Origin of the sequence: Sorangium sp. So ce362 (assembly GCF_051519845.1) — a bacterium.
Classification (GTDB): Bacteria; Myxococcota_A; Polyangia; order Polyangiales; family Polyangiaceae; genus Sorangium.
Window position 1 is genome coordinate 8,173,923 of the sequence record NZ_CP150332.1, and the last position, 18,103, is coordinate 8,192,025.

Below are 18,103 nucleotides of genomic sequence, written 5' to 3' on the forward strand. Positions count from 1 at the left end.
GTGGAAGGTGATGCCGGGTCTCGGTGCGCGTCTCGGTGCGCGTCTCGGTGCGCGTCTCGGTGCGCGTCTCGGTGCGCGGCGCGCCTTGGGCGGTCAGCGATCATGAGCAGAGCCTCCGCGCCCGGTGCTCGTGAGGGCACGATCCTCATCGTGGATGACATGCCCACCAACCTGGCCGTGCTGGTGGATCATCTGGAATCCGCAGGTCATCGGGCGCTCGCCGCTCAGGACGCGGAGGCGGCCTTGAAGCGGGCTGGCCTCATGAGACCCGACCTGATCCTGCTGGACGTGGTGATGCCTGGGATCGACGGCTTCGAGACCTGCCGGCGCCTGAAAGCGGCGGAGAGCACCCGAGACATCCCGGTGATATTCATGACCTGCCTCGGAGAGGTGGCGGACAAGCTCGTGGGGTTCGAGGCGGGGGGCGTCGATTACATCACCAAACCATTCGAGATTGAAGAGGTGCTCGCGCGGATCAAGACGCAACTGATCTTGCGCGAGGCACAAAAGGAGCTCGTGGCGAAGAACGCGCAGCTGCAGCGTGCCCATCAGGAGCTGGAACAACGGGTGCGAAGGCGCACGGCCGAGCTGGCGAGCTCGAACGCTGCTCTCAAAGCGGAGAACGCCGAGCGCCGACGCGCGGAATATGCTTTGCGCGAGAGCCAGCATCTGCTTCAGGCCATCGTCGAGAACTCCGCAGCGGTCATCTACGTCAAGGACCTCGAAGGCCGATATTTGATGATCAACCGCCGCTTCGAAGAGTTATTTCATGTGCCCGCGCGGTCGATTATCGGCAAGACCGACTATGACTTTTTCCCCGTGGAGCATGCCGGCGCATTTCGCGCTTTCGACCAGCAGGTGGCGGCGGCCGGGGGGCCGCTGGAGAAGGAAGAGATCGTGCCCCAGGACGATGGGCTCCACACGTACATCGCGATCAAGTGCCCGCTCCTCGACGAGTCGGGCCGGCCGTATGCGGTTTGCGGGATCTCCACGGACATCAGCGAGCGAAAGCGGGCGGAGGCGGAGCGGGAGGTGCTCCTCTCTCGCGAACAGGCGGCGCGGGCGGAGCTCGAGCGCACCGGGCGGCAGAAGGATGAGTTCCTGGCGCTGCTGAGCCACGAGCTACGGACGCCGCTCACCGCGATTCTCGGCTGGTCGCACCTGCTCCGGATCCACGGCCCCTCGGACGAGATCCTGCGCCGGGCGCTCGGGACGATCGAGCGGAACGCGCGGGCGCAGTCCAAGCTCATCGACGACCTCCTGGACATGTCGCGTATCATCAGCGGGCGGCTGAGCCTCGACGTGGAGGTTGTCGATCTGGCCAAGATGCTAGAAACGCTGCTGAAATCGGCGGAGCCGGCGGCGAATACGAAGGGGATCCGCCTGGAGCTCAGCGTCGAGTCGACCGGAGAACAGGTCATCGGGGACCCGAATCGCCTCCAGCAGATCGTGCGGAACCTGCTCAGCAACGCGATGAAGTTCACGCGGCAGGGCGGGCAGGTGAAGGTGTCGCTTCGCCGCGAGGGTTCGTACGCGCATCTCGCGGTGAGCGACACGGGGATCGGCATCGATCCGGAGTTCTTGCCGTATATATTCGAGCAATTCAGGCAAGCAGACGCTTCGACCACGCGTGAGCACGGCGGGCTGGGTTTGGGTCTTTCGATCGTGCAGCACCTGGTGGAGCTGCACGGGGGGACGGTGGAGGCGGCCAGCGCAGGGAAGGACCAGGGGGCGAGCTTCACGGTGAAGCTGCCGCTGGAGGCCAAGCATGCCGAGGCTCTGGCCGGAGGAGAGCCGCCCTCAGCGTAGCAACGACGCTACCGCCGCAGGCTGCGGCGTGAAGGCGGTCAGCGTGGCGGCGAAGCGCGCGGGGCGCCGCACGCCGCGGGCATCCATCCACGCGTCCGCCGAGGCGACGAGCGCGCGCGCGTCGGCGAGGGCGAGGACGCGCAAGGCGATCGCCCGGGCGCCGCCGCGCGCTGCGACCGCGAGCGACGCGAGGGCGCGCAGGTAGTGGAGCTCGCCCCGCACCACCGGGATCGCGACCACGCCGGAGCCGATGAGAGGCGGCGTCCCTGCCAGGACGAAGCGCAGGGCCGGGGCCGCGTCGCCCTCGTAGAGCGCGATCCGCCCGCGGGCGAGGACCTCGCGGAAGCGCTGGAGGTGGTCGCGGTGGCGCGGGGAGCCGCCGGATGCGCCCCGCGAGCAACGCGGACAAGGTCGGCGCGGCGCCGCCCGGAGGGCCGCTCTCGCCCGCGAGGCGCGCGAGCTCGGTGATGAAGAGCGGGCTGCGGTGGGCCTCCGCCGCGATCCGCGCCGCCGCGCCGCCTGACGCGCCCGCGCCCGCGAGCAGCGCGCCCGCGAGCGCCACGGCGTCAGCGGGAGGCAGCTCGCCGACGTCGATCTCGTGCACGCGCACGTCCGCCGCGAGGCCTTCGCGCAGCGCCGCGAGCAGCGCGCGGAGGACGGGGCTCGTGGCGGCCTCCTCCACGCGGTACGAGGCGATGATATCGCGGTGGAGCTTGCCCGCCTCGTGCAGGAACGAAAGCCCCTCGGCGATCTCCCGGAAGGCCGCGCGCAGGCGCGCCTCGTCCGGGCCTTCCTCGCCGCGCACGTGCGTGATCACGTCCGTGCCCGAGACGAGCTCCAGGGTGAAGGACCAGCGCGCGTCATCCCTGTGCAGCTCGTAGAGCCGGACGAGGCGCGGGTGGACGATCCCGGCCAGCGCGCGAAGCTCCTGCTTGAACAGGTAGATGGCCCTGGCGTCCGGGCGCCGCAGCAGCTTGAGCGCGACGAGCGCGCCGCGCTTTCCGTCGAAGGCTTCGTACACGGTGCCGAACCCGCCGCTCCCGAGGCGCCGGAGGATGGCTGGGATCGGTGGCCTTCGCGGGACAAGCAGGGGCTCCTGAGGAAGGAGCATACCGCGGGCGCGCTTCACGAGTCAGGCTCCGCCGACGCGAGCGCGGGCGTGAGGGGGTGTATTCACCCCCGAGGACGTTGTCACCGCTGCGACTGTTATCGCAGTAGCACGCTGAGGCCGCGCGTCTCCGCGCCGCGCACCAAGTCCATCACGCCGGGCTCGATCTCGGAGCTGTCGTTCCCTCCGGCGCCTCCGGGGCATGGACGCGGGTCCACGTCTCGCCGTCGAAGCGCGCGACGTCCGTGGGGCCGACGCACCAGAGGACGCCGCCGGCCTGTTCGATCGTGTGAATGTAGCGCAGCTCCTGCTCGAGGCCGGTGCGCACCCGCACGGCGCGCCGGCGCTCGAGGTCGTAGCGGAAGAGACCGAAGTTCGACCCGAGATAGAGGGTCTCCTGGTACAGGGCGACGGCGTGGAAGAGGTGCGGGCTCCTCTCCCTCGACACGCTCTGGAAGCCGTCGCGGTGATTGCCGACGAGCAGCGCTCCCTCGTGCCCGCACACCCAGATGCGCTGCGCGCTCTCGACGTGGACCGCGTTGAGCCCGCCGATCGGCGGCACCTCGAGGCGGCGCCACCGCGGGCCGCCCAGATGATACAGGCTCCCTTCGAGCCCGAGCGGGCCGAGCTGCTGCGCGGCCAGGTAGATGTCGTCCTCCGCCGGCCCCTGGAGGTCGATGGGCCTCACGAGGTCCTTGAAGTCCACGCCGGGCGCCTGGAGGAGGCCCGCGTCCGCGTGCGCCCAGCGGCCGGGACCGAGCCTCCGGTACACCTGTCCCGCGCTCCCGCAGGCGAACAGGCGGTCGCCGACGCGGCGCAGCGCCGTGAGGAAACCGTATCCCTTCGACGTCGGCCGGTAGAGCCCGGCCTCCGGGATCTGCTCGATCACCGCGCCCCGCGCGGACAGGAGCTCGACCTCGCCGTCCAGGGAGAGCGCGAACAGCGTGAGATCTTCCCCGGGGGCGGCATGCTGCTCCAGCCCGACCGTGAAGAAGCCGGCATCGTGCGCCGTCCACGGCGGGGCGCCGCCCTCGTCGTACAGGAAGAGCCTTGTATGCGGGGTATAATCGCCCGGCGTGGCGAAGGTCGCCGAGAGATAGACGCTGGAGGCGCTCAGGGCGAGCGCGCCCGTGATCGTCATCGGGGTGTCGCTCGGCTCGTCCGGCGTTGCTCGGGGATCCGCGCCGCTCGGGTTCATCTGATCTTCACTCGCTGGGTGGTGTCGATCCCCTGGAAGGCCCTGCCCACCTCGCGGATGATCTGGGCAGTACACTCCGGCTTGAACGCGACGGTCACGCGGAGCGCCGATCCTATGACGTCGGAGAGCGGGAGGGTGCCGTCGGTCGACAGGCCGGCGGCGACCTTGTTGTTGAGGAGGTTGTTCAGGTCCGCGTGGATGGCATTGTGCAGCGTGCCCTTGATGAAGGCATTTCCGGGGATGCAGATGGCGGCGCCGTCGTCCTCGGAGAGGATCCGGTACTGGGAGCCGTTGCGCGTGCCCGATCGAACGAACTCGTCGGGGACGATGTGGTGCGACTGGGAGCCCTCGCCCGGCAGCAGCTTGCAGATCTTCTTGAGGTCGCCGTGCCGCCCCACGAGGCACCGGGGGCCCGTGACCCGGACGTTTGTGTCGAGCCTCGGGGACGCGCGGGGGCCGAGGCCCATGTCCAGGCCCAGGAAGGGCGTGCGCATCGGCCGCTGAGACGGATCGGTGAGCGCGTCCTCGGTGAGGGCACGGGTCCGCGAGATGCCGATCAGGCCGATGCCGCCGGCGATGGCGCCCCACACCCCCGCGCCGACGGCCGCTCCGCCGGCCGCCGGGCCGAGGGTGGACAAGGCGCCCGGCGCCGCCCTCTTTGCGGCCTCCTCCGCCGCTTTCCTGGCGGCCTCCGCCGCGAGCTGCCTGGCGAGCTCCTCGTCGAGCAGCGCCACCTGCGTTCCCTCTCTCTGTGTCGTGTAGACGCGCCCGAGCGCGTTGGCGGCTGGGTTGCCGTCGCCGGGCGTCTCGCCCCGCACGGAGGCGTCGATCTGCGCGCTGGGAGGGAGGGCCACGGCGTCAGGCCTTCACGTTCATCCAGCAGCGATCGCCCCTGCGCACGATGCGCCGGCCGTCGGCGCGGACGTTCGTCGACGCCTCGTGCGACCACACCTTGCCCTGGTTCACGCCCGACTTGACGCCGCCGCCGGTGCCGGGCTCGTCGCCCTGAACGGTCGGCGCCAGGCTGTGATCGTAGACGTAGGTGGGCTTGCCGTTGAGGTTCACGTGCTCGATGCACTTCATGCTGCTGTCGAAGCTGGCGTAGAGCATGTACGGGACCGGCACCATCGCGCCGCCCACCGGGGTCAAGCACACGTCCGGGGCGAGGGTCACCGCGTAGAAGCTGCTGTCCTTTCGAGCTCCGATCGGCATGTTCTTCCTCCGTCCTTCGACTACGCCGCGCCCGTCTGTTGCATGTACCCGAACGCCAGGAGGCTCATGCCCTCGACCTCGAGCGACGCCGGGATGCACGCGCGCCACACGAGCGACAGGCGCATCTGCTCGAGGTCGACGATGACCGTGTCGATGGGCACGGCGGCGAAGCTCACCGCGGCGTCCTTGCCGGTGAGCCGGACGACCACGGCGGCCTCGGGCACGTGGAAGCGGCAGGCGGTGCCCGCGGTCTCGGGCGTCACGCCCGGCGCGCTCCGCGGCAGCAGGTTCCACAGCTCCGCGAGCTCGCCGCCAAACAGGTAGTCGCACTGCATGTCGGGGTGCGCGCCGTTCCAGTAGGCCATGTCGAAGTCGGGCGGCATGTACGGCCAGCGCTCGGCGAGCCAGCGATCATCGAAGGTGCCGGCCAGCTTCAACCGCGGCTGCCATGGCTTGGCGATGACGCCGACCCCGCGCGGCGACAGCTCCGGCACCTCGCCGGCGCGCACCTCGCCCGCCACCATCCGCGCGAAGATCTCCGCCGTGATCTCGGCGCCGGGCGCCTCGATCTGCGGGGCCGGCCAGCGCTTCACCTCGGCCGCGTCGGCGTACCAGCCCTCGAGGAAGCCGACGCCGAACGGATTGTACGCGCAGGTCGCGTGCGCCACCGGGGCAGCGTCCGCCTCCGGGTGCGCCCGGCGCGCCGCCTCGCTCAGCCGGTGCGCGTCGTCGACCCGCTTCGCGGCCTCGTCCTCGGCGTACACCTTGAGCTGGCCGCCGAAGGCGTGCTCGTAGCGCAGCGGCAGCGCCGCGAAGGGCTCCGGATCCGTCAGCGCCCATCCATCGTCCTTGCGCTCGAACGCCCGCGCTCCGCGGACGGCCAGGTGGTGATCCAGCAGCGTGCCGGCTTCCGCCAGGTTGGGGATCGCGGCCAGGCGCCGGATGCGGGCTCGCACGTCGACGCGCGCCACAGCCTCGCCGGCCGGAGCGTGCGCCGAGCCGATCACGATGACGTCGCACCTCGGCTTGCTCTGCGCAAGATCGCTCTCGTACTTGACGCTGCTGCGGTTGATCTCGCCGTGGACCACATCCGAGAATACGAGCTCCCCCTCGGTGATGGCGGCAACGTGGGTGATCCTCGCGCCGTCGCTCTCGCCCGCCTCCGGCGCGGCGCGCAGCGCGTAGCTGCCCCGCGCGACGACGACGTGCGATTCGTCGCCCCGAGCGTCGACGACGTCGTACTCCAGCGCAGAAAACGGAGTGCGGTTCTCGAGCTCCATCGCGGCCGCGGCAGGATACCCGACCGCTTCGGAGCGGAGCAAGGTCGCTCGCGGCGGGGACTCACGGCGGGGATCGGCGTGGGATCGGCCGGTGCGGCTTGAAAGGCGAGGCCGCTTGGGGCGTGCGCGCCCGCATCGCCACCACGCTCTCCGCCCTCGCCGCCCGCCTCGACGGAGGCCGCGACTACCTCGACGGCGACCGCCCGAACGCGCTCGACGTCTACGCAGCCACCTTCCTGACCCCGCTCTGCCCGATCCCGGAGAGCGACTGCCCCCGCCTCCAGCCCTTGCTCCGCCAGGCCTTCGGGACCGCGCGCGAGGAGATCGGCGACGCGGTGCCGCGTGCGCTCTTCGAGCACCGGAGTCGGATGTACGAGCGCCACCTCGGCTGGCCGATCGAGATCTGACGGCATAGGTACCCATCCAAAGGTCGCCTTGCGCGCATTCGCGGCGAGCACGCTCGTGGCCTGCGGCGGGCCTCCATGATCGCCCCGCACGCAGGCTGTGGCGTGAAGGTGGCATCCTTCGATGCTTCGATGCACGGATAAATTGCTGATGTAGGATCGCCTTTTGAGGGGGCGGATCGCATAGAGAATCTTCTGTTATTTCGAAGGCCTGGAAGGCCGGGTCTATCGCAAGCGACGCCAGCGCTTGAGCACGTGCGCGAGGTGCTTGCGGCCGGCCGAGGGTGAGCCGCGAAGAGGCCGCCTCGACGGGCAGCTTCAGGATCCGGGCGACCTGGCTGACCTGGTCGCCTTCGCCGACCAAGAGCCAAGAGGAGGACAATGCGCTCTCCCGGGCCCCATCAGCGGAGCGCTCACGCCGCGGCTCCCCCCGTTCGCCTGGACACGCTCTCGTCAGCTCGTCAGCTTGAGCCAGGCTCGAACCAGCCGCGTGGCCGCGCAGCCTACCCTCAATGTCTGGTATGCTCGCGGTGTGCCTTCCGCCCGCTATCCCCGCTCCGCCGCCGAGATCCTCCGCACCGTCCCGCCGCGCCACCGCGCCGTGCTGCTCGGGTTAGGCCTGAACCTGGACGACCCTGCGGACGCGGCGCTCTTCGTCTCGGGTGTCCATGCCGCAGACGACGCGATCACGGCGCAGGAGCGCTGGGAACGGGAGAAAGGGCTACGTTGAGCGGTCCACCCCGCGCTCCGGTCTGCATTTTCCGCACTTGGCGCCGTCGATCCAACAGACGTCCCGTCGAGCCTTCGCCATGAGCCATCGACGAGACAGCACCGCCGCCCAGCGTACGCGGGCCAGCCGCTCGCCGTCTGCTGAACCCGCGGTGCGTGCGCGCGGGCAGGACGTGTCGGCACGAGGCCCCACGCCGGATCCCTGACATCCGCGGCGGTCTGCGGGCATCGAGCCCTGCTGCGCTGCCGGCGTGCCCAGGTGGACGACCGCTGAGATCGCCTCCGTGATCATCGCCGCGCTTGCCGGCGGCGCCAGACGCGGCGAGGGCGAGCTCGACATCGCCGGCGCGTGCCTCGTGCTGGCCGGAACGGTCGCCCTGCAGCTGGAGGCGACCCGCTTGGGCTCGGGCGGCCTCCGGCTCTGGGCGCGTTGCCCCGGCTGCTCCGCGCGAGCGGCCGTGCTCTACCTCGATGCGCCGGGCCTGCTGCCGCCGCTGCGCTGGGCTCGTCTATCCTTCGACACGGGAACGTCCCGAGGAACGTGTCCTCGAGCAGGCGCTCGCACCGCGGACGAGGGCGCGAGCCGCGCTCGGCGCTGGGTCAGACCCGCGGGAGCCGAACCCGCAACGACCGCCGAGCGTACGCTCCTCGACATGGGTGCGCCGTCTCGACAGGCTCCACGAAGCCGACGCCGCGGTGCAAGCCGCGCTCGGCGCGCTCATCGATCGGATCGGCGCCCGCTCCGGAGTGTTCGCACAGAAGGCCGGCCTCGCCGCGCCGCTGGTTGCGCCCACGCCTGAGACGCCTTCGAGAGAGGGCCCGCAGTGGAGGATAGGGTGGGCAGAGCATCGCCGCCGGAGGCGATCGCGGCGGGGAGCCCATCGGGCATCTTGAGCATCGACGTCGGGCGGGTTGCGCCTCTACTCTTCGCGATGGGAGGAGCCATGGCCGACCAGCGGCACGACAACGGACGGGACGACACGAGCACCGAGAGGCTCCCGGGCGGCGGGGATGGGCCGCCCGCACGCCCGCGGCCGCACGGCGTCTCCGTCTTGTTTTTTCATCGCGGCGGTGTCGAAGCGATGCGGCTCGATCCTGGCCAGCCGAAAATGGTCGTCGGCCGGCGCGCGCCCGCGGGTCTGCGCATCCCCGATAAGCGGATTTCCCACCTGCACGCGCGGTTCACGCTCGTCGACGGCCACGTCCTCGTCGAGGACCTCGACTCCACCAACGGCACCTGGGTGAACTGCGAGCGGATCACCGCGCCCACCATGCTCGCGCCAGGCGGCGATGCCATCCTGGGAGACGTCAGCGCTCACGTCGTCGCGATCGGCCCCATCGCCACGCCGGTTGTGCTGGACGAGGCGACCTTTTATCGGGAGCTCGATGCGGAGCGCACACGTGCGCGGTGCTTGCGCCGAAGCTTTGCAGTCCTCGCAGTCCGCCCCGGTGAAGTGGAGGCCGCGCACGCGAAGGCTGGGGAGTGGGCCATGCAGCTCCCGGCGAATCTCCGGCCTATCGATCGCATGAGCATGTGGAAGGACACCGCGCTGGTCCTCGTCCCCGAGGCGGACGCGGAGGATGCCATTCAGATAGCGCACGCGGTCGCGTCCGGCGGCGGCAGCCAGGGTGGCGTTCGCCGCGTCGGGGTGGCCGTGTACCGGAAAAACGGAAGCGCCCCCCAGAAGCTGATTGATGAAGCGTGCAACGCGGCGGACCTCGCGACCCTGGATCGCCCCGTGATCGCCGCCTCGTCCACCTGCAGCGCAGCGCCCGACGCTCGACCGATCTTCGGTGTGGCCCAGCAACAGGTCGTCAACGAAGCGAAGAAGGTGGCATCGAGGAGTCTCTCCGTGCTGATCCTTGGCGAAAGCGGCACAGGCAAGGAGGGGTTGGCGCGTTTTATTCACACTCATAGCGAACGATCCGACAGGCCCTTCGTGCCCGTGAACTGCGGCGCTATTCCCAGCAACCTCATCGAGAGCACGTTCTTCGGCCATGAAAAAGGCTCATTCACCGGCGCCGCTCAGCAGCAGGGCTGCTTCCAGGCTGCCCATGAGGGCACGTTGTTCCTCGACGAGATCGGTGAGCTCGAGCCCGAGGCACAGAAGAAGCTTCTCCGGGTGCTCGAGGCGCGCACGGTCTCTCCCGTGGGCTCGACCAAGGAGATACCGGTCGACGTGCGGGTCATCGCAGCTACCAACCGCAACATCGACGCGATGCTCAAGGACGGCAGCTTCCGCGAGGATCTCTACTACCGGCTGGACATCTCGTTGCGGATCCCTCCTCTCCGCGAGCGCCTCGACGAGCTTGAACGGCTCGTACATCGCTTCATCCAGGAAGAACGGACGATCGTGCACGACATCGCCCCGGAGGCGATGACCCTGCTTCGCTCGTACCGATGGCCAGGAAACGTGCGTGAGCTCCGCCGCGAGATCCGCCGAGCGGTCGCGATGACCGAGGGGGATCTGATTCAACCCGAGGATCTCTCGTCGCATCTGCACCCAGCGGAGCCGCCAGCGACAGCTGCCGACGATGGTACGGCGGCCCCGTTTCGGTCGGGCGCAGAGGAGCCGCCAGCGGGCCGCGACCTCAGGTCACAGCTGGAGCAGATCGAGCGGCAAAAAATCGAGGCGGCGCTCCAAAAGGGCAATACCAAGGCCAAGGCCGCAGAACAGCTCGGGATTTCACTCCGTACGCTCTCGCGCAGGATCAAGGAGCTCGGCATCAAGCTCCCGGAGCGATAGGCCAAGCTTGACCGCCAGCGGGCCAACCTTGGCCTGCGCGTGGCCAACCTTGGCCTGCGCGCCGCGCTGCGGATGAGCAACGACGTGGATTTTCACGGAGATCCGCGGCGCACCTGGCTCGGCACGCAACGTGCTGAGTGTCCGCAACGTGAGCGCGAGGAGCGAAAGCAGCACGACGATGCCGCAGAGGAGACCTATGGGTGAGCGCCTCCAGGGGCCCGCGTCTGCCCCGCCGTCTCCCCGGAGGATAGCACGCCAGGGAGGCGTTGAAGGTGCGGTAGCCTTCTGCTCTCCAATGAACGACGAGCAGGGGACAGCCCGCGACGCACCGGACGAGCCTCGCCAGCTCGGCCCGTACCGGATCATCGAACGCCTCGGCGGAGGCGGCATGGGGGTCGTCTTTCGCGCCGCACACGCACGGACGGGCGAGGAAGTGGCCATCAAGACGGTGCGCGGCGTGAACGACGCCGGCCACCTCGCCGCGATACGCCGTGAGACGCGGGTGCTCCGCCGCTTGAATCACCCTGGCATCGTTCGCTTCCTCGACGAGGATGTCACCGGCGGGGTGCCCTGGGTCGCGATGCCGCTCCTCCGGGGCGGCACGCTCCGGGACCGCCTCGCGGCTACCTTTCCGAAGGACGCCGGCATGGCGGCGGCGGTCACCGTTGCCGCGCAAGCTCCGGGGCTCGTTCCGGCCAGCGTCCGTCTGCGCACGGACGCGTCCGCGGCGAGAGCAGACGCGCGTCCGCTCGGCCCGGTGCTCACGCTGATCCGTCGCCTCTGCGCGCCGCTCGCCTACCTGCATGGCGAGGGCCTGGTGCACCACGATCTCAAGCCCGCGAACATCGTCCTCCAGGACGACGTCCACCCTGTGCTCGTCGACCTGGGGATCGCCCTTCACTTCGGCGGTGCTGGCCGCGAGGAGCTCGACGTGGATCCGCTCGCCGGCACCGTGGATTACATCGCCCCGGAGCAGCTCCTGCGGGAACCGGTCGACGCGCGCGCCGATCTCTACGCACTCGGCTGCATCCTCTATGAGTGCGTGACAGGGCGGCCTCCTTTCATCGGCGATACCTGGGCCGTTTACGAGCAGCACTGCTCCGCCCCGCCTCAGCGCCCATCGCGTCTCGTCCCGGGCCTCCCCGCGGCGCTCGACGACCTCATCCTCACGCTCCTGGCCAAGGATCCACAGCATCGGATCCAGTACGCCGCCGACGTGGCCACAAAGCTCGTCGCACTGGGCGCGGAGGCCGAGCGTGACGAGGGCCCGCCCCCACGCGTGTACCTCTACCGGCCCGTGCTCGCAGGCCGCACCGACGCCGTTTGCAAGCTGCAGGAGCTGGCTCAGCTCGCCGCCTCTGAGCGGCGAGGCGGCATCGCGCTCGTGCTCGGTGAGAGCGGCTCGGGCAAGACGCGGCTCGCGCGGGAGCTGAGCCGCACCATCACGGCGAAGCGGCTGCCGCTCGAGCTGTTTTCGGGAGTGTGCGTCGCGCCCGGGGCCGGGCAGGCGGACGCGACGGCGGCGATGGCCGCCCCGCTGCAACCGCTGCGTGCGACGCTCTTGATAGCCGTCGACCGAGCGCGTGCATCGGAGGCCGAAGCAGCGCGGCTCTTCGGGGGGCGCCGCGAGGTGCTCGCGGCCTACATGCCAGAGATGCGAGATCTCGGGGGTCCGTCGGAGCCCGCTCCCCTGCCGCCCCTACAAGCGCGGAAGCGCGTCGTCGCCGCGCTGCGGGAGACGCTTCGGGCGCTTGCCAAGGCGAAGCCGCTCTGCCTTATCCTCGACGACCTGCAGTGGGCCGATGATCTCACCCTGGCCCTGCTCGATGCCTTTGCCCGAGCCGAGCCCGAAGAGCGCGGCGGCGTGCTGATAGTCGGCACCTACCGGATGGAGGAGACGCGCCCAGAGGTCGAGAAGGTTGCAAGCGCCCCGGGGACCACCTCGATCCGGCTCGGCAAGCTGACCGATCGGGACATTGAGGACATGGTCATGGGCATGCTCTCGCCGAGCATGCCGCCCAGGAACGTGCTCGACGCGCTCATCCGCAATGCGAACGGCAATCCCTTCTTCGTCGCCGAGTACCTGCACTCGGCCCTCGATGCAAGGGAACTCCAGCGGGACCAGGACGGCAGCTTCTCCTTCAAGGGGCAGGGGGCAGCGGCGCTCGGGTCCCTACAGATCCCGGGCACGCTGGACGAGCTGCTCGCGCGGCGGCTCGACCTGCTCGATGCGGAGGCGCGGGAGCTCGCGGCGTGGGCGGCGGTGCTGGGGCAGGAGCTCGACGACGAGCTCCTCTTCGCGGGCCCGCGCGGGCAAGACGCCGCCGTCGAAGCCGTTGCGGAGCTCCGGGCGCGGCGAATTCTCGAGGAGACGGAGACGGGTCGGCTGCGCTTCGTGCACGACAAGCTCCGCGAGAAGATCTACAGCCAGCTCGACCATGGCGCGCGGGCCGCGCTGCACCGGCGTGCCGGCGAGGCGCTCGAGGCGCGCGGCGCCGACGCGCCGGTGCTCGCGCACCACTTCGCGGGAGCGGGCCTCCACGACAAGGCCGGTACACACTCCGCGCGTGCCGCGCAGCGCGCCGTCAAGGTCTATGCGAACGGCGACGCCGTCCGCTTCTACCGCATGGCCATCGCCGCCTTCTCGACTGCGGGCGCCGCCCCCGCAGGACTCACGGAGCTCCACGAGGGGCTGGGCGACGTGCTGGGGCTCGTCGGGCATCAGGCAGAGGCCCGCGATGCCTACGGGGCGGCGCTCGGCGCGACGTCTTCCGGCGTCGACCACGCCCGATTCCATCGCAAGATCGGTAAGACCTGGGAGATGCACCACCAGCACGCCAAGGCGCTCGAATGCTACAGACAGGCGGAGACCGCCCTCGGTGGGCAGCCCGAGCGAGCCTCGTGCGGAGCCCAGGCGTGGTGGAACGAGTGGATTCAGATCCACCTCGATCGCATCTCCGTGCATTACTGGCTCGCCGATCTCGCCCGCCTGAACACGCTCATCGAGACCGTCCGCCCCGTGCTGGAGCACAGGGGTACACCGCTGCACCGCGCCCACTACCTGCACGCGCTGACGCAGGGGGGCATCCAGCGCGATCGGTTCGTCGCGTCCGCCGAGACGCTGCGCTACGCCGACGAATGCGTCGCGGCGTACAAGGCCGCTGGCGCGCCACCGAGCGGTCACTGGGTCCTGGCCTCTCGCTGCAGCCTCGCCATTATCCGGATGCTGTACGGCGACCACGACCAGGCCGAAGCGGAGATGCGCGATGCGCTCCCCATGGCGGAGCGGAGCGGCGACCTCGAGGTCATGACGCGCTGCCTGACCTATCTCACGCTGATCCAGCGCCGGCGGAGCCTCGTCGAGGGCACCGAGAACCTGGCCAGGAGGACCTTGAAGCTGGCGAGAACTGAGGACGTACGCGAGTACGTCGGAGCCGCCCTCGCCAACTTGGCGTGGTGCGCGCTCCAGCACGGCGAGCTCGCGCGGGCCGAGGAGACAGCCCGGGACGCGCTCGCGTGCTGGGACTCACTCCCCCTCGTCTATCCCTTCCAATGGCTGGCCAGGCTGCCGCTCTGCTGGGTGGAGCTCTCCTATGGCCGTCTGGAGGACGCCATCGCGCAGGCGCGCGCGGTGCTCGACCCGCGGCAGCAGCGCTTGCCGGGGCGGCTCACCAAGCTGCTCGAGACGGCCGCTCACGCCTTCGCGGCAGGCCGAGAAGGCCGCGCTTGCCGTCCGCTCGCGCTGGCGCTCCGCGGCGCCCGCCACGGCGGCTACGCATGAGCTGAGCCTCGACTCAACCGATCTTCTGGACGGCGCGCCGACGCGCCCGCCGCGCGGCACTCGTCCGCGCCCGGGCCGCGGCGGCGCGCGCTAGGTATGCAGTTGCGATGACGACAAGAAAACAACAACGGAGCCTAACCATGTCTAATGAGATCCAGTGCACCAACGATCGAAGGGGCATCCTCTTCACCATTGATCGCGAATCGAATCCTGTTTACCAGCTGGAGTCCAGCGCGTGGGCCAGCGCAGAAAATCGATGCAACGAGAGCGATATTCCACCCGAAATCCGCGACAAGGCCGCCTCTCTTCAGGAGACCGGCAAACCCGGAGCATTCGCACATTTCCTGCAGGGCGACATTGGGGTCTATGTCATCTACGAAAAGAACATTAAGAACATTCCCGAAGCGGCAGACGACGATCTCGTCGTCCCGGGGACGCGTCCAAAGCTCGACAACTCGCGAGGGCTCGCCGCTTACGATCTGGTCATCTGCGCCAAGAACGGTACAATCTGCGCAGAGAACGGCGAATCCTTCGAGACCCGCGAAGGCGACTACTACATCGTCCGCTGTCAATCGTGGAGCCGCTTCGTGCTGAATCCCGCCTTGAGACCCGGGTTCGTCGAGACGACCAAGGAAGTCTTGCTCCTGCTCGAGGGCCTCCACCGCAAGAACTTCCTCTCCATGAGCCCCGATCCCACGGACGAGAGATTGCCCCCGGACGTCGTGACGCCGACAGCCGTCCCCGTCGGGATCAACTGCTACGTCCTCAACTTGTCGCGATTCAAGCGCTGAGCGCAGAACGAGGGTTTCCATGGCCACCTCCACAACCCCCACCGGAGCAGAGCAGCGTTCGGGCCCTCCGCCGGCGGCGCTCAAGCGATATCTCGGGGGCACCCACCGCCTGGTCTCTCCCGATGAGACGGTGGAGCGCGTCCGTCCACTCCTGCCCGCGATGGGCATCACCCGGATCGCCGACGTCACCGGCCTCGACACGCTCGGTGTGCCGGTGGTCATGGTCACCCGCCCCAACGCGCGCTCCATCGCGGTCTCGCAAGGCAAGGGCTCGACCCTGGCTGCCGCGCGCGCCTCGGGCGTCATGGAGTCGATCGAGCAATGGCACGCCGAGCACATCCAGCTCCCGCTCAAGCTCGGCACCGCGAACGAGCTCCGCCACCGCCATCGCCTTCTCGACGTCCACGGCCTGCCGCGCCTGTCCGTCGTCGACTACCATGATCATCTCCGCCTCTTCTGGGTGGCTGGCCTGGATCTCGTGACAGGCGCGCCCACCTGGGTCCCGTTCGAGGTCGTCCACACGGACTACGCACTTCCCTTGCTTGCCGCGAGCGGAGCCTTCGTGATGAGCTCGAACGGCCTGGCCTCCGGCAACCACCCGTTCGAGGCGGTCAGCCACGCCATCTGCGAGTTGATCGAGCGCGATGCGGCCACGCTCTGGAAGCTCTCGGGCCGGAACCACCAGCGCCGCACCCGGGTCGACCTGTCAACGGTGGACGATCCGACATGCCGCGCGCTCTTGGAGCGGGTGGAGCGTGCCGACGTTTGCGCCCTTGTTTGGGAGATCACCTCCGATATCGACGTCCCGGCCTTCAGCTGCACGCTCGTCGACCGCGCGCCCAACCTGCACCGGCCCATCGCGCCGATGGTCGGCTTCGGCTGCCACCCCGCCCGCGGCGTGGCGCTCCTGCGCGCGATCACCGAGGCAGCGCAGAGCCGGCTCACCGTCGTCACCGGCGTGCGCGACGACGTCCGCGCCCGCGGTAACGGTCCCGACGACGATCTCCGTGCGGCAAGCCGCTTCCTGGAGGAGCACGCGGGCGAGCCGCCCCAGCGCGGCTTCGACGATGCGCCCGATCATGTGGGCGAAACCCTCGACGACGACGTCGCCTGGGAGATCGAGCGCCTACGCACCGCGGGCCTTCACCAGATCGTCGCTGTCGACCTCACCCGGCCTGAGCTCGAGATCCCGGTGGTGCGCGTGGTCATCCCGGGCCTCGAGTCGCTCGACGACGTCCCCGGTTACATCCCCGGCGCGCGCGCGCAGCGGCGCCTTTCGGAGCGCAGATCATGACAATTTGCATCTTTACAGGTCCCACCCTCCCGGCTGCGGAGGGCCAGCAGCAGATCGACGCCATCTTCCTGCCGCCCGCGGCCCAGGGCGATATCTACCGCGCGGCGCTGGACAGACCCGTCGCCATCGGCCTCATCGACGGATACTTCGAGCGCGTCCCGTCCGTGTCCCACAAGGAGATCCTCTGGGCAATGGCGCAGGGAGTCCACGTCCTCGGCGCGTCGAGCATGGGGGCGCTCCGCGCGGCCGAGCTCTCGCCCTTCGGCATGGAGGGCGTGGGCGCCATCTACGAGGGGTACGCGCGCGGCGATCTCGACGCCGACGACGAGGTCGCCGTGGCCCACGCGCCCGCCGAGGACGGTTATCGCCCGCTGAGCGAGGCGCTGGTGAACATCCGCGCCACGCTGCGCGCCGCGGAGCGAGCCAGCGTGATCCCAGGCGCGACGCGCGAGCGGCTGGAGGCGCTGGCCCAGCAGCTGTTCTACCCGGACCGCTGCTATCCGATCCTCCTGCGGCGCGCCGAGGAAGAGGGCGTGCCGCGCGAGCAGACCGCGACGCTGCGGGAGTTCCTGCGGGATGGCCGGGTGGACCAGAAGCGCTCCGACGCGCTGGCGCTCCTGGAGGTCCTGCGCGGTCGCTTCACGGGTGCCGTCGAGCCGAAGCAGGTGCGCTATCACTTCGAGCCGACCGACGCGTGGGAGCTGATCCGCGAGCGCGTGGACCGCCGCGCCGCGAGGCCCACCGCGAGGGCGATGGAGGTAGGCCGATGAGTTCCAGCGAACAGGTCGCCCTCTCCGGCCTGGGCACCTACGTCCTCGGCCGGCTGCTCTGCAAGCTCGAGGGTTTCACCCCGCGCGAGATCGCGAAGACGCTGATGTTTCTTTTCAAAGGTAGGCAAGATCAAAACGATACGACCCGACTCATCGAGAACGAACTCATCGACTTCGTACGACTCGGTTTCGCCGAGCGCGTGAGGAGATCTTCCTATAAGATCACCCGCGACGGTCAAAGAACCATCCGCGCGGCTCTCCACCTGGCGCACCACAAAAGCGTGAGCTGGAAGAAGATCAAGGATCTGGTGGCGGGCCGGATACTCGACGAGGAGACCTCAGCGGCGAAGGGCCGGGGGGAGATCGCCGTCGACGTGCCCCCCGCGGAGGCCGCGCGCATCGCGACGCTCCTCGCCAGCGCCTTTCACCTCAACCTTGGCCAGGCCCCATCGCTCTCACGCGTGCTCGGCGCGGTCGCCTGGAGCGCCATCGGCGTCACGACGGCAGATCCCTTCACCCTGGAGACGGGCATGCGGGTGCTGCTGAGCCGTCAGGCCGACGCGCCTCCTCAAGCGACACTGAAGCAGGCGCTCGACCTGCTCGTGAGAAAGGCGTCGGCCCTCGGCACGGGAGCACGCGGCCAGCTCGCTCCGCAGGCAGCCCCCTTGCCCGCGGACGAGTCTGCCTTCGCCGCGCGCGTGCTCGAGGCGGCGCGGGCGTCGAAGAGCGGGCGGTTCGGCGACAACAAGGTCTTCATCTCGCACGTGCTCCAGCGCCTCGCCGAGGACGGCGTACCGATCGGCGACGCGGACACGTTCAAGGCCCGGCTGGTCTCCGCGCATCGCCGTGGGCTCCTGGCGCTCAACCGCGCCGACCTGGTCGAGGCCATGGATCCGGCCGACGTCGACGCCTCGGAGACCCGGTATCTCAGCACGACGTTCCATTTCGTGCGCATCTGACGTGGGGAGCGCCGGCGAGGT

At 69.6% G+C, this 18,103-nt stretch carries 15 protein-coding genes and 1 pseudogene; 10 read left to right on the forward strand and 6 right to left on the reverse strand.

Annotated features, from left to right (window positions below; translation table 11 throughout):
* Window positions 1–102 precede the first annotated feature (102 nt).
* Window positions 103–1,809 (forward strand): hybrid sensor histidine kinase/response regulator, encoded by a 1,707-nt coding sequence (locus WMF17_RS31300; protein WP_437644630.1) that lies wholly within the window; start codon window positions 103–105, stop codon window positions 1,807–1,809.
* Here the strand turns inward: WMF17_RS31300 and WMF17_RS31305 are convergent.
* The 6 genes and pseudogenes from WMF17_RS31305 to WMF17_RS31330 form a co-directional block, all read right to left on the reverse strand.
* Window positions 1,801–2,049 (reverse strand): hypothetical protein, encoded by a 249-nt coding sequence (locus WMF17_RS31305; protein WP_437604388.1) that lies wholly within the window; start codon window positions 2,047–2,049, stop codon window positions 1,801–1,803. The two genes, WMF17_RS31300 and WMF17_RS31305, sit on opposite strands and share 9 nt — an antisense overlap.
* Before the next feature lie 511 nt (window positions 2,050–2,560).
* Window positions 2,561–2,920 (reverse strand): annotated as a pseudogene (locus WMF17_RS31310) (protein kinase domain-containing protein); the annotation flags it as partial.
* 148 nt (window positions 2,921–3,068) lie between these two features.
* Window positions 3,069–4,115 carry a hypothetical protein gene (locus WMF17_RS31315; protein ID WP_437644632.1) on the reverse strand — a complete coding sequence of 349 codons (1,047 nt, stop codon included), beginning with the start codon at window positions 4,113–4,115 and terminating at the stop codon, window positions 3,069–3,071.
* Complete coding sequence (locus tag WMF17_RS31320; protein WP_437596865.1) at window positions 4,112–4,969, reverse strand: hypothetical protein; 858 nt, start codon at window positions 4,967–4,969, stop codon at window positions 4,112–4,114. The genes WMF17_RS31315 and WMF17_RS31320 overlap by 4 nt, the downstream gene beginning before the upstream one ends.
* Before the next feature lie 4 nt (window positions 4,970–4,973).
* Window positions 4,974–5,327 (reverse strand): DUF4150 domain-containing protein, encoded by a 354-nt coding sequence (locus WMF17_RS31325; protein ID WP_437479048.1) that lies wholly within the window; start codon window positions 5,325–5,327, stop codon window positions 4,974–4,976.
* 20 nt (window positions 5,328–5,347) lie between these two features.
* Window positions 5,348–6,649 carry a DUF2169 family type VI secretion system accessory protein gene (locus tag WMF17_RS31330; RefSeq protein ID WP_437644633.1) on the reverse strand — a complete coding sequence of 434 codons (1,302 nt, stop codon included), beginning with the start codon at window positions 6,647–6,649 and terminating at the stop codon, window positions 5,348–5,350.
* 80 nt (window positions 6,650–6,729) lie between these two features.
* On the opposite strand from WMF17_RS31330, the gene WMF17_RS31335 reads away from it, so the two are divergent.
* The 9 genes from WMF17_RS31335 to WMF17_RS31375 all read left to right on the forward strand — a co-directional run bounded on the left by WMF17_RS31335 (window position 6,730) and on the right by WMF17_RS31375 (window position 18,082).
* A complete protein-coding gene (locus tag WMF17_RS31335; RefSeq protein WP_437644635.1) occupies window positions 6,730–7,014 on the forward strand; it encodes a glutathione S-transferase C-terminal domain-containing protein in 285 nt (94 codons plus the stop codon).
* 529 nt (window positions 7,015–7,543) lie between these two features.
* Window positions 7,544–7,741: a hypothetical protein gene (locus WMF17_RS31340; RefSeq protein WP_437644637.1), complete on the forward strand. Its 198-nt coding sequence runs from the start codon at window positions 7,544–7,546 to the stop codon at window positions 7,739–7,741.
* 943 nt (window positions 7,742–8,684) lie between these two features.
* A complete protein-coding gene (locus tag WMF17_RS31345) occupies window positions 8,685–10,487 on the forward strand; it encodes a sigma 54-interacting transcriptional regulator (protein ID WP_437644639.1) in 1,803 nt (600 codons plus the stop codon).
* 39 nt (window positions 10,488–10,526) lie between these two features.
* On the forward strand, window positions 10,527–10,691 hold the full coding sequence (locus WMF17_RS31350; protein WP_437644640.1) for a hypothetical protein: 165 nt from the start codon (window positions 10,527–10,529) through the stop codon (window positions 10,689–10,691).
* Entirely contained in the window at window positions 10,684–14,268 is a 3,585-nt protein-coding gene (locus WMF17_RS31355; protein WP_437644642.1) for a serine/threonine-protein kinase, read from the forward strand. Before WMF17_RS31350 ends, WMF17_RS31355 begins: the two co-directional genes overlap by 8 nt.
* 107 nt (window positions 14,269–14,375) lie before the next feature.
* A complete protein-coding gene (locus WMF17_RS31360; RefSeq protein ID WP_437644644.1) occupies window positions 14,376–15,059 on the forward strand; it encodes a hypothetical protein in 684 nt (227 codons plus the stop codon).
* 19 nt (window positions 15,060–15,078) lie between these two features.
* Window positions 15,079–16,353, forward strand: coding sequence for a YcaO-like family protein (locus WMF17_RS31365; protein ID WP_437644646.1), 1,275 nt, complete (start codon window positions 15,079–15,081; stop codon window positions 16,351–16,353).
* The gene (locus tag WMF17_RS31370) at window positions 16,350–17,123 is read left to right on the forward strand and encodes a TfuA-like protein (RefSeq protein ID WP_437644648.1); all 774 of its coding nucleotides are present in this window, start codon (window positions 16,350–16,352) and stop codon (window positions 17,121–17,123) included. The genes WMF17_RS31365 and WMF17_RS31370 overlap by 4 nt, the downstream gene beginning before the upstream one ends.
* Window positions 17,120–18,082: a hypothetical protein gene (locus tag WMF17_RS31375; protein WP_437644649.1), complete on the forward strand. Its 963-nt coding sequence runs from the start codon at window positions 17,120–17,122 to the stop codon at window positions 18,080–18,082. The genes WMF17_RS31370 and WMF17_RS31375 overlap by 4 nt, the downstream gene beginning before the upstream one ends.
* Window positions 18,083–18,103 lie beyond the last annotated feature (21 nt).